Here is an 11,528-nt window from a genome sequence, read left to right as displayed (position 1 = left end):
TAAAATAATTGAACTATTTCCTGAATGGACAGTCCAGATAATGGAGGTGAAAACGTGAACTCACAGGAAATTCTGCGAACACTCTTTTCCCTGGTGATGAAGTTTTCGAGGTTTCTCCCACCGGATGAAGAGATATCGAACATGAAAACAACTGAACTCTACGCTTTTTTGTACATAGCGCTCTTTGGTCCGAAGAAGATGAAGGAGATAGCGGAGTTTCTTTCTACCACGAAGAGCAACGTTACGAACGTGGTGGATTTTCTGGAAGAAAAGGGACTTGTGATGAGGGAGATGGACCCAGACGACAGAAGAACCTTCAGGGTGATACTGACTGAGAAGGGAGAAAGAACGTACGGAAAGATCCTTCAGAATTTTGACGGTCTTGTGAGATCGGTCCTTGAGAAGTTCTCGGAAGAAGATCTTCAGGTTGTGAGCGAAGGGTTCAGGAGGATGGTTGAAGCCTTGTCGAAGGAGGGATCAGGCGAATGAAGAAGTACGTGTTCACGATCGTGTACGTGGTGCTCGTCATCGCTTCTTTCGTTGTGGTTTTCTCTCTGGGAAAGATAGAGACCGGCCCTGAGGTTTTCCTTCCCGGCTACAACGGAGACCCAGAAAAGACCACCAACGAGAACGTGAAGAACCTTTTCAGGTTGAACCGGGATTTCGGTGGAAGTTCCTCCATCGTGATCGTGGTCGAAAGTTCTGAGAGCTTCTTCAAAGATGCACGGGCGCTTTACGATCTTCACGAAGAGCTGGCAAGGAAAAGTTACATCTCCAGTGTGATGAGTCCTGTGAACCTTCCGAGGTTTTCTGGTTTCAGAGTAGAAAGTTATTTCGAAAACGGAGCCGTTTCAGAAGATATCTTAAAGGATCCCAGTTCGGAGAGTTTCATAACGAAAGATGGAAAGTACGCTCTTTTGAACGTGATATTCAAAAAAGATGTGAACGCGAGGGAGAAAATTCCAGAGATAAAATCGGTTGTGTCCAGGTATTTTGAGAAAAACTACCTCTTTGGAGAGCCGGTTCTGGACAGTGCACTTTTCAAGGAACTTGTGAAGCAGACCCTCGTCTATCCTGTATTCATGTTCCTTGTCATCTTTCTTCTTTTCTACTATCAGCTCAGGTCGTTCAGAGCAGCGCTGTTTTCTCTGATCGTTCCTGTTCTGTCCACCTTCTTCGTCTTTGCCGTGTTCTTTGCAGTGGGAAAGACCCTGAACACCATGACCGTGATGACCATCTCCTTTCTTTTGATCATCGGTTCTGCCTACGGGCTACACTTTTACAACGCTCTTTTCAGGTTCGAAGACAGAAAAGAGGCGATCAGGCATATCTTCAAGCCTATCCTCTTTTCGATGCTCACCACCGCGGCGGGCTTCATGTCCTTCATATTCATAGACATAAGGGCTTTCAGAGAACTTGGAATCCTGGTTTCCTCCGGTCTTGCTGTTGTGGTACTTGTGATCTTCACCTCGGGCGTGGAACTCTTCAGAGATTACTCTCCAAAGAGGCTTCCCAGAAACTTTGGGATGAAGTACGTGGGAAGAAAGGCGGCAACGGTAGCACTCATCGTCTTTTTGATCGTGGCCGGTCTGTCACCGTTTTTGCTCCCAAAGGTTCCGGTGGGCTCGGACATGGTATCCTACTTCAGCAAAAACTCCGAACTGGTGAAGGCTTACGATCTCATCGTGGACAAATTCAATATGAGGGAACCGCTCTATCTGGTGCTGGAAAAGGACTCTTCCTTCGTTGGAACGGATTCCAAAACAATAAGGGAGCTGGTTGAAAAGATAGAGCAGAGCGGTTATGTGTCCAGCGTTGTCTTCCCGGTCGATATACCCGTTCCGATAATGTACGCTCTTTCCAGGGCCAATCCCTTTTTGAAAACCTTCGTTGGAGACAGAAACAGGATAAGACTCATCGTCAATCTCACTCCGGAGGGATACGAGCACGCAAAAGAGGTTGTGAAGCAGATCAACGAGATCGTTGAAGGAACAGGCTGGAATCACTACGTTGCAGGCTCTGTGCTGATATGGAACGACATAAACGACAGTATCCTCAGATCGCAGGTGCAGAGCATGCTCTTGCCTCCATCATGATCTTTGGCATGGTGTTTGCCATCTTTCGAAAACTTCTCTCTGCACTCAGTGTGATGGCTCCAATTGTCTTCACAACGGTGTTCAATTTCATTTTCATGGTGTTTTTCGGTATCAACCTCGATGTTTCCACCTCGATCACCTCCGGTATCCTCATGGGGCTTGTGATAGATTATTCGATACACATCGCCTCCGAGGAACAGAGATTGAAAGATCCTTACCTGGTCATCGAAAACGTAGGGCCATCTGTTCTCACAAACGCGCTTGGTTTGATCGCCGGATTCGCCGTTTTGCTCTTTTCTGAACTTGCACTCTTCAAGAACATCTCGATTCTCATGATGCTCGGTATCGGTGTGGGAGCCACCTTCACTCTGATCGTTCAGCCGCTGATTCTCCAGGGAAAGAAAACGGGGACCTCTTGACGTGAAAGCCTCAAGATGCTAAACTATTCAAACGGAGTGGTGTGCCGAGGTGGCGGAACTGGCAGACGCGCATGACTCAGGATCATGTGGGGGTTTCCCCGTGCGGGTTCAAGTCCCGCCCTCGGCACCAGAGGAAAGCGGAGGTTTTTCCTCCGCTTTTTTTTGGAGGAAAGCAGGGTGAAAGAAGTCGAACTCTTTGGAACGAGGGTCCTCTCTGGGAAGAGGGAGGAATTTCTGAACGAAATCGAAAAAAGGTTGAAAGAGAAGAAGAAAACCTTCGTGGTCACCATGAACGCTTCCATCCTTCTGAAGGCTGTGGAAGACAAAGAGTACCGTGATGTCATCAACTCCGCTGATCTGATCGTGCCCGATGGATCCGGTGTGGTCTGGGCGATGAGGTCCCTCACAGGTGATCACACGGAAAGGCTTCCTGGCATCGAGATAATGAAGTATCTCTGCGACAGATCGAGGGAAACTGGCTGGAGGGTTTACCTTCTCGGCTCAAAAGAAGAGATCGTCAAAAAGGCCGCCGATTCACTGAAAAGATCCGGCGTGAACGTTGTGGGATACCACCACGGCTTTTTTCGGGAGGAAGAGTCAGAGAGGGTGGTGAGGGATATAAACGAAAGATCCATCGACCTTCTGTTCGTGGGAATGGGAGTTCCTCGGCAGGAGAAGTGGATACACAGGAATTTCCCTCAACTGAACGTGAGACTCGCCATGGGTGTTGGGGGATCCATTGATGTCATTTCTGGAAAAAAGAAAAGGGCTCCAGAATGGATTCAGAAGATAAACCTTGAGTGGCTTTATCGGTTCTTTCAGTCTCCTGTCAGCAAAAGAAAAGTTCCCCTTCAGGTTCTGAAATTCGTCTTTCTTGTTTTAAGAGAAAAATTGAAAAACAGAAATCGAAGGCTCTTTTGAAGAGCCTTTATTTTTAAACGGGAGGTGTCTTCATGGAGTTTGAAGGAGCGGTTACCAGGGTCAGCGGTTGGCGGTGGTTTCTTCTGGCACTTCAGCACTTCGTTGCCATGTTTGGAGCCACCGTGCTGGTGCCACTGATCACCGGTCTGGATCCTCTTGTGGCACTCCTCACCGCGGGAATCGGTACCCTCATATTCCACTTTGTAACCGGTGGAATTGTCCCCGTTTTTCTTGGATCGAGTTTTGCCTTCATTGCTCCTGTCCTTGCGGTGAAGGAACTTTACGGGGACCTCTCCTACGCAACCGGTGGAATATTCGTTGCGGGGCTCTTCTATGTGCTCTACGCAGTGATCGTGAAGATCGTGGGACCCGAGAAGATAAAGAAACTCCTCCCGCCAGTCGTCACCGGTAGCATGATCATGGTGATAGGACTCACACTCAGTCCCGTTGCCATCCAAATGGCCTCCAGCGATTGGCCTCTCGCTCTAATCGTGATAGCAACCGTTGTCTTCGTCTCAACGGTGATCAGAGGTTTCTTCAGCATGATACCTGTGATCACGGGAGTCTTCGTTGGTTACATCGCAGGACTTCTCATGGGAAAGATAGACACCACCGCCATTTTGAACACGCCTTTCTTCAGCGTGCCAAAGATCATGCTTCCCAAGTTCGATTACGGTGCGATTTTCATGATCGTTCCTGTGACTCTTGCCACCTTCATGGAGCACCTTGGAGACATCACCACGAACGGAGCAGTCGTGGGGAAGAATTTCTTTGACAAACCGGGTCTTCACAGGACTCTTCTTGGAGATGGTCTGGCCACTGCAGTTGCCGGTTTGCTCGGTGGTCCCGCGAACACCACCTACAGCGAAAACACAGGGGTTCTGGCTCTCACAAGGGTCTACGATCCGTCCGTTCTGAGGGGAGCAGCTCTTGTTGCCATATTCGCCGCGTTCGTTTCAAAGTTCGGTGCAATCCTTCAGACGATTCCTCAGGCTGTGATGGGTGGTGTGAGTCTTGTTCTCTTTGGAATGATCACCTCGGTTGGTGTGAGAACGATGGTGAACGAACGAGTAGATTTCTCCAAACCCAGAAACCTCATGATAGCTGCTCTGATGCTCACGACCGGTATAGGAGGAGCGGTTTTGAAGGTGGGAAGGGTCGAACTCAAAGGAATCGGACTTGCCGCACTCGTTGGAATCGTTCTGAATCTGATTCTTCCAAAAAGAGACTGAAAGAGACGTGATACAATAAAAATAAGGAGGTGATAATTGATGGAGAATTTCGTCTTTCACAACCCAACAAAGATCATCTTCGGAAGGGGAACGATACCAAAGATAGGTGAGGAGATAAAGAATGCTGGAATAAAGAAAGTGCTCTTTCTCTACGGTGGAGGATCCATAAAAAGGAATGGAGTTTACGATCAGGTGGTCGAATCTCTGAAAAAGCATGGAATAGAGTGGGTGGAGGTCTCCGGTGTCAAGCCGAATCCTGTTCTTTCCAAAGTTCATGAGGCGATAGAGGTTGGAAGAAAAGAGAAGGTAGAGGCTGTGCTCGGTGTTGGTGGCGGAAGTGTGATAGATTCGGCAAAAACGGTGGCAGCTGGTATTCTGTACGAGGGTGATATCTGGGATGCCTTCGTTGGGAAATACGTGATAAAAGAGGCTCTTCCTGTCTTCGATGTGCTGACGATCTCTGCCACAGGAACAGAGATGAACGGAAACGCCGTCATAACGAATGAAAAAACGAAAGAAAAATATGGTGTGAGTTCAAAAGCCCTCTATCCCAGAGTTTCAATCATCGATCCTTCCGTTCAGGCCACACTTCCAAAAGAGCAAACGGTGTACGGAGCGGTGGATGCCATTGCTCACATCCTCGAGTATTACTTCGATGGAAGCAGCCCGGAGATCTCGAACGAAATAGCAGAGGGCACCATCAGAACCATCATGAAGATGACAGAAAGGCTCCTTGAAAAACCGGATGATTACGAAGCAAGGGCCAATCTTGCCTGGAGTGCGACCATAGCCCTGAACGGAACGATGGCTGTTGGAAGAAGAGGTGGAGAATGGGCCTGTCATAGAATAGAGCATTCTCTGAGTGCCCTCTACGACATCGCTCACGGTGCAGGTCTGGCAATCGTTTTTCCCGCGTGGATGAGGTACGTGTACAGAGAAAATCCTGCCCAGTTTGAAAGATTCGCGAGGAAAATATTCAACCTCGAAGGAGAGGGTGAGGATCTCATCCTGAGGGGTATAGATTCGTTCAAGAACTGGCTCAGGAAGGTGGGAGCTCCTGTAACTCTCAAAGATGCCGGTATTCCGGAGAAAGACATCGAGAAGATAGTGGACAACGTGATGCTCCTTGTGGAGAAAAATCTGAAACCAAAGGGAGCCACACTGGGTAGGGTGAAGGTTCTGGAAAGAGAAGACGTTCAAGAGATATTGAAAATAGCCGCAAAATGAAATAAAATACTTGATGATATAATAAGTACGACGCGGAGGCGTGTCCGAACTGGCTAAGGAGCCGGTCTCGAAAACCGGTGGGCCGCAAGGCCCTTGTGGGTTCGAGTCCCACCGCCTCCGCCATTTTTTGTATAATGAAAGCCAGGGGGTATGAGAAATGGATGTCGAAACCGTCGAAAAGGAAGCGATTGAGAAGTTGGAAAAGGTGTCAAACGCTCAAGAACTGGAACAGTTCAGAGTGGAATTTCTTGGAAAAAAGGGAAAGATCACCAGTTTGATGAAAAATCTCAAGAATCTCCCTCCTGAGGAAAGGCCCGCCTATGGAAAGAGAGTTAACGAACTCAGAGAGAAAGTGGAAAGGCTTTTCTCCGAAAAGAAGAAACAAATAGAGGAACTTCTTGAAAGAGAGAGAATGGAGAAGATGCGAGTGGACGTTACACTGCCGGGAGCCAGAAGGAAAGTGGGACATTCTCACCCTGTACTCAAAGTGATGGAAGAGATCGAGAGGATCTTCGTTTCCATGGGGTTCGATGTGGTGGAAGGACCCGAGATAGAAACAACCTGGCACAATTTCGATGCTTTGAACACTCCAGAATGGCATCCGGCTCGTGACGAACACGATTCGTTCTACATCACAGATGAACTTCTTCTGCGCACCCACACCTCTCCCGTTCAGATAAGGACCATGCTGGAGAGAAAACCTCCAATTGCCATCATATCACCGGGGAAAGTCTACAGGCGAGATTATGACGCAACACACCTTCCCATGTTCCATCAGGTTGAAGGCCTGCATGTTGATAGAGATCTCAGCGTGGCACATCTGAAGTTCACCCTTGAGGAGTTTGCCAGGAGGATGTTCGGGAAAAACGCCAGGATTCGTCTTCGACCAAGTTACTTTCCTTTCACAGAGCCGAGTTTTGAGGTGGATGTGTACCTCTCTGGCTATGGATGGCTCGAGATACTCGGTGCGGGAATGGTGGATCCAAACGTGTTTCTGAACGTGGGATACGATCCGGAGGAATGGACGGGGTATGCATTTGGAATGGGTGTTGAAAGGATTTCCATGTTGAAGTACGGTATCACGGACATCAGAGAATTCGTGAGAAACGATGTGAGGTTCCTCAGCAGTTACTGACGGGGGTGTGACGAGTGCGGGTACCGGAGTCATGGCTCAGAGAATTCATAGATCTGGACTGGGACATAGAAGAAATAGCAGAAAGACTCACTTTCTCAGGAACGAGCGTGGAAGACATCCTGAAACCCTTCAACGTATCCGGCAAAATCGTTACAGCCAGGGTAGTTGAAACTTTCCAGCATCCCAAATCTGACAAACTCCTGGTGTGTAGAGTGGATGCCGGAGAGAAACTCTACACCGTTGTTACAGCCGACAGAACGGTGAAGGAAGAAGACTACGTGATCCTGGCTCTTGAGGGTGCCACACTGAACAATGGAGTGAAGATCGCACCGCGCGAGTTCAGTGGGATCGTATCCGAGGGTATGCTGTGTTCTCTTGAAGAACTCGGGCTGGAGGAAAAGTCCGACCGTGTGTACCGTTTTCCAGAACCGGTGACTCCAGGTGTGAACGTGATAGAAGAGTTCGGTCTGGACGAGAGGGTGCTCGATCTTGAAATTACACCGAACAGGCCGGATTGCCTTTCCATTCTGGGGGTGGCCAGGGAACTTTCTGCCCTGAGCAGAAGGCCTCTGAAGAAACCTTCTCCCAGGGTTTCGTTCGTGGATGAAGATGTTCCTTTCGATGTGATCGTGGAGGATGTTGAAGGCTGTCCAAGGTACACCGCCCGCATAATGAAAGGAGTTACAGTGAAAGATTCCCCTCTCTGGTTGAAAGCAAGGCTCGTTGCCTCAGGAATGAGATCCCTGAACAACGTGGTCGATGCGACCAACTACGTGATGCTTGAACTTGGACATCCTGTTCACGCGTTCGATCTGGCGCGTCTTGGTAACGCCAGAATAGTTGTAAAAACAGCAAGTGGAGGAGAAAGGGTTCTTCTGCTCGACGAGAAGGAATACGAGATGAAAGGCGGAGAAGTTCTGATAACCGATGGTGAGAACATCCTGGCGCTCGGTGGTATCATGGGTGGAATGGAATCCGGTGTGAGTGAGAATACAAGGGATCTGGTGCTCGAAGTGGCTTATTTCGATCCTGTCAGGATAAGAAAAACGTCCAAATCACTCGGTATCAGTTCCGAATCTTCTTACAGATTCGAGCGTGGTGTCGACCCCAACGATGCAGACCTGGTATCTTTGAAACTTGCAGAGATGATTCAAAAACTCGCCGGGGGAGTTGTTCTCAGAAAATTCTGGGATGTGTATCCAAAGAAGATAGAACCAAAGAGGGTGTTTCTCAGAAAGGAAAGAGTCAAGAAGATCCTGGGGATAGAGGTCGAAGAGCCCGATAGAATACTCGAACGTCTGGAGTTTCAGGTGAAGAGTGTGGAGAATGGATACGAGGTCGTGGTTCCCACCTTCAGACCCGACGTGGAAAGGGAGATAGACCTGATCGAAGAGATAGGAAGGATAAACGGTTATGAAAAGATAGAACCCAGGATCATAAGCCTGCCCGCTGTGAACATCGGATGGAACAGAAAACAGATCTTAAGGAAAGAGATTTCTCACTTCATGAAAGGAATGGGATTCGATGAAATCGTGAGCTTTTCCTTTGTGAACTCTGAAAAAGTGAAAAAGTGGCCTGTTGTAAGAAAAGAGCCAATCTTCCTCACGAATCCCATCTCTTCGGATATGGATGTGATGCGCTACACGCTGTTTCACAGTATGATTCAGGTGCTGTCTGAGAACTTCAAGAGACAGAACAGAAATCTCAAACTCTTTGAGATCGGTAAGATCTACTATAGAGAGAACGGTGAGTACAGAGAAGTTGAAACGTTGTCTGCTGTGGCCTGTGGACTGGAAAATCCAGACGACTACACCGACAAAAGGAAGGTATCTTTCTACACTATGAAAGGGGTTCTTGACGAGCTGTTTCAAAGATACGGAGTACGTGCCGAGTACAGAGAAGCAGAACTGACAGGATTTTTCCCGACGAGAACCGCTCGTATCTTTTCTGAGGGAAAAGAACTTGGATTTCTAGGAATGGTCGATCCAAAACTTCTCGACGAGTACGATGTCAAAGAGGAGACATACTTTTTCGAAATCGATCTGGAATCGCTCGCCGAACTTGTTTCAGAGAGGCCGGTTTACAAACCCACACCGAAGTTTCCGGCTGTTCGAAGGGACGTTTCCTTCCTGCTTCCAAGAGGATTCAAATCCCTCGAAATACTGGACCTATTCAGAAAAATGGGTGAATCTCTCGTGGAAGAGGTGGGAGTGTTCGATGTTTACGAGGGAAAGGGTGTTCCAGAGGGTATGGTGAGTGTTACCTTCTATGTGATATTCAGACATCCAGAAAGAACACTGACGGATGAAGAGGTGAATCAGATCTTCGAAAGAATGGTTCAGCGTGTAGAAGAGAAATTCGGTGTGAAAAGAAGATTCTAAAAAAAAAAGAGGGGCTATCGCCCCTCTTCCGTTTTTGTGTTCAGGAGTCCCTTGAGAATCATTTCCTGTATACTCTGAAGCAGCTTCTGGTCTTTCGGAACGTCTCCCATCGAATTGACAATGAGTTCCGCAGCGGCTCGTGAGTTCAGATCCTTTGGTACGTAATTTTGCTCTTTTCCTTCCTCTATCAGTTTCTCAACACGTTTTATGAAGTTTTCGTATCTTTCTCTCAGAACCGACCACTTTTCTTTCTCCTCGAAACGGATCGTTGTTTTCTCCTTCTCTATTATTTCGTTCAGCACTGACTTGTTCAGCACGAAATCAACGTACGACTTCAAGAACTTTTTGATCTTGGCAAAGTAAGAGTTCGTCTCCTTTGTGACTGTGAAGAGATGGTTTTCCAGTTCCTCGAGTGCTTCTCTCCAGACTTCTTCGAAGAGCTTGTCCTTGCTCGGGAAGTAGTAGTATATGAGAGCCTTTTTCACACCTGCTTCCCGTGCGATATCTTCCATGCTGACACCGTCGTATCCATATTTCGAAAAGGCCCTCTTCGCTGCCTCCACTATCTTTCTTCTTGTTTCAGAGCCCAATTTGACCCCTCCACATCAATCCCTGTAGCGTTTGTCCACCGCGAGGAGCTTTTCCTTGTCCGCGTACCTTCTCATTCTCACTTCGTAGTTATAAACGCCTCTGTTTGCCGGGTAGATCTCTGAGTATCCTTCTTCGTACCAGAGCTTGTCTGCGTACTTCTTCCATTCGGCAGCGAGTTTGTCGATCTCAGGTGCAAGTTCGGTGATGATCCTCTCAGAACCTTCGTGCTGAGGCTTTGCGTTGAACGCTTTCACCATGGCTCTGAACACCTTCGGGTTGTCTATTATTGGGCACGGCCTGAAGAGGTTGTCGCTGTAAGGAATCATTCGTTTGTAAGCTTCGAAGAACGGTGATCTCAGAATATCGATGAGTTTCTTCTCGCGGATGCTGTCAACGGCAAACTGCTGAAAGACACAGGGTTCCACGTATCCTTTTGCGTTTATGTGGAGGTATTTGGCACCCGCTGCGAGACAACCGTTGGTGAGGAATCCGTGGTTCCAAAAGTCCGCAACGAAGGCGAATCTTCCGCTGAGTCTGATCTGTTCGAGTTTGTGGAATCTCTCATACCTCTGTTTGGGAGTGGGGACAAGGTCCATGGATGGATTCATTCCAACGGGCATGAACTGGTACACCCAGACGTAGGAGACACCTTGCTCTTCCAGGAAGTCCCAGAACTCATCTTTCATAAGGGTATCATGGTTCATTCTGGTTGCCGTCACTGAGGCTCCAAAGATCACACCATGCCTTCTCAATCTTTCCCACGCTTCGAGAATCCTCTTGAAGATGCCCCTTCCTCTTCTCCAGTCGGTGTCCGTTTCGAAACCTTCCACTGAAATGGAGAGCGTCACGTTTCCAAGTTCAGCCAGTCTCTTTGCAGTTTCTTCCTTTATCAACGTTCCATTCGTGTAGACAAGGAAATAACTATCCTTGAACTCTTCAAAGATGTCCATCAGGTGCGGCCAGAAGAAGGGTTCTCCTCCGGTGATGATGAAGAAGTATATTCCAAGGTCGTTGGCCTGTTTCAAAATGTCCCTGACTTCGTCGTGGGAAAGTTCGTACTTTCTGCCGTAAAGTCCTGCATAGCACCCAACACAGTTCAAGTTACACGCGTAGGTGGGACTCAGAACGAGAAGTTTCGGAAGAACGGTTTTGTACTCGTGCATCTTCTCCTGCCTTATGGGTTCTCCGAGTGCGAATTCGTTGATGATGAGGTTGTTTATGACCCCTTCCACACATTTTGGACTTGCCTTTTTAAAAACATTGACCCATGACATCACCATGGGATGTCTTTCTTTGGCGAGATCTGCAAGTTTTCGAAGGCCACTCTTCGAAGGCTCTTTCGTGAACATGCTGAGGGTACCGAATATCTTTCCCAGGGTTTCCACATCGGCGTTTCTCACAAAAGATCCGACGAGTTTTCCTGCCTGTCGATAGATCATTCCTTTAATTCCGCCTACTGGCATTGAACCACCTCCGTCTTTTTTTACTTACCGGTCGGTAAAAGATTCTATGCCCATAAGGTGAAA

The 11,528-nt window shown here is 48.0% G+C and carries 10 protein-coding genes and 2 tRNA genes; 10 read left to right on the top strand and 2 right to left on the bottom strand.

Annotated features, from left to right (window positions below):
* The first annotated feature begins 54 nt into the window (after positions 1 to 54).
* The 10 genes from CTN_RS08790 to pheT all read left to right on the top strand — a co-directional run bounded on the left by CTN_RS08790 (position 55) and on the right by pheT (position 9,411).
* Positions 55 to 489, top strand: coding sequence for a MarR family winged helix-turn-helix transcriptional regulator (locus tag CTN_RS08790; protein WP_038068066.1), 435 nt, complete (start codon positions 55 to 57; stop codon positions 487 to 489).
* Positions 486 to 2,096, top strand: coding sequence for an efflux RND transporter permease subunit (locus CTN_RS08785; RefSeq protein WP_015920174.1), 1,611 nt, complete (start codon positions 486 to 488; stop codon positions 2,094 to 2,096). Before CTN_RS08790 ends, CTN_RS08785 begins: the two co-directional genes overlap by 4 nt.
* Positions 2,093 to 2,515 (top strand): hypothetical protein, encoded by a 423-nt coding sequence (locus CTN_RS10160; RefSeq protein WP_015920173.1) that lies wholly within the window; start codon positions 2,093 to 2,095, stop codon positions 2,513 to 2,515. Before CTN_RS08785 ends, CTN_RS10160 begins: the two co-directional genes overlap by 4 nt.
* Before the next feature lie 43 nt (positions 2,516 to 2,558).
* A tRNA-Leu gene (locus CTN_RS08780) sits at positions 2,559 to 2,645 on the top strand.
* A 47-nt stretch (positions 2,646 to 2,692) separates the two neighbouring features.
* Positions 2,693 to 3,436 carry a WecB/TagA/CpsF family glycosyltransferase gene (locus CTN_RS08775; protein WP_038068082.1) on the top strand — a complete coding sequence of 248 codons (744 nt, stop codon included), beginning with the start codon at positions 2,693 to 2,695 and terminating at the stop codon, positions 3,434 to 3,436.
* Between the two features lie 32 nt (positions 3,437 to 3,468).
* A complete protein-coding gene (locus CTN_RS08770) occupies positions 3,469 to 4,668 on the top strand; it encodes a uracil-xanthine permease family protein (protein WP_015920171.1) in 1,200 nt (399 codons plus the stop codon).
* 39 nt (positions 4,669 to 4,707) lie between these two features.
* Entirely contained in the window at positions 4,708 to 5,895 is a 1,188-nt protein-coding gene (locus CTN_RS08765) for an iron-containing alcohol dehydrogenase (RefSeq protein ID WP_038068062.1), read from the top strand.
* A 34-nt stretch (positions 5,896 to 5,929) separates the two neighbouring features.
* Positions 5,930 to 6,018: transfer RNA gene (locus CTN_RS08760), tRNA-Ser, on the top strand.
* A 34-nt stretch (positions 6,019 to 6,052) separates the two neighbouring features.
* A complete protein-coding gene (pheS, locus tag CTN_RS08755) occupies positions 6,053 to 7,030 on the top strand; it encodes a phenylalanine--tRNA ligase subunit alpha (protein WP_015920169.1) in 978 nt (325 codons plus the stop codon).
* A 14-nt stretch (positions 7,031 to 7,044) separates the two neighbouring features.
* Complete coding sequence (pheT, locus tag CTN_RS08750; RefSeq protein WP_015920168.1) at positions 7,045 to 9,411, top strand: phenylalanine--tRNA ligase subunit beta; 2,367 nt, start codon at positions 7,045 to 7,047, stop codon at positions 9,409 to 9,411.
* A gap of 14 nt (positions 9,412 to 9,425) precedes the next feature.
* On the opposite strand, the gene CTN_RS08745 is transcribed toward pheT, so the two are convergent.
* Together CTN_RS08745 and CTN_RS08740 are read right to left on the bottom strand one after the other, a co-directional pair.
* A complete protein-coding gene (locus tag CTN_RS08745) occupies positions 9,426 to 10,001 on the bottom strand; it encodes a TetR/AcrR family transcriptional regulator (RefSeq protein ID WP_015920167.1) in 576 nt (191 codons plus the stop codon).
* Between the two features lie 15 nt (positions 10,002 to 10,016).
* The gene (locus CTN_RS08740; RefSeq protein ID WP_015920166.1) at positions 10,017 to 11,465 is read right to left on the bottom strand and encodes a radical SAM protein; all 1,449 of its coding nucleotides are present in this window, start codon (positions 11,463 to 11,465) and stop codon (positions 10,017 to 10,019) included.
* Positions 11,466 to 11,528 lie beyond the last annotated feature (63 nt).

This window comes from Thermotoga neapolitana DSM 4359 (assembly GCF_000018945.1).
Lineage (GTDB): Bacteria > Thermotogota > Thermotogae > Thermotogales > Thermotogaceae > Thermotoga > Thermotoga neapolitana.
This window is presented reverse-complemented; position numbering and strand designations above follow the sequence as displayed.

Coding starts and splice junctions, on each gene's coding strand:
- CTN_RS08770 (WP_015920171.1), top strand. CDS start 3,469: ATGGAGTTTGAAGGAGCGGTTACCAGGGTCAGCGGTTGGCGGTGGTTT.
- CTN_RS08740 (WP_015920166.1), bottom strand. CDS start 11,465: ATGCCAGTAGGCGGAATTAAAGGAATGATCTATCGACAGGCAGGAAAA.
- CTN_RS10160 (WP_015920173.1), top strand. CDS start 2,093: ATGATCTTTGGCATGGTGTTTGCCATCTTTCGAAAACTTCTCTCTGCA.
- pheS (WP_015920169.1), top strand. CDS start 6,053: ATGGATGTCGAAACCGTCGAAAAGGAAGCGATTGAGAAGTTGGAAAAG.
- CTN_RS08765 (WP_038068062.1), top strand. CDS start 4,708: ATGGAGAATTTCGTCTTTCACAACCCAACAAAGATCATCTTCGGAAGG.
- CTN_RS08785 (WP_015920174.1), top strand. CDS start 486: ATGAAGAAGTACGTGTTCACGATCGTGTACGTGGTGCTCGTCATCGCT.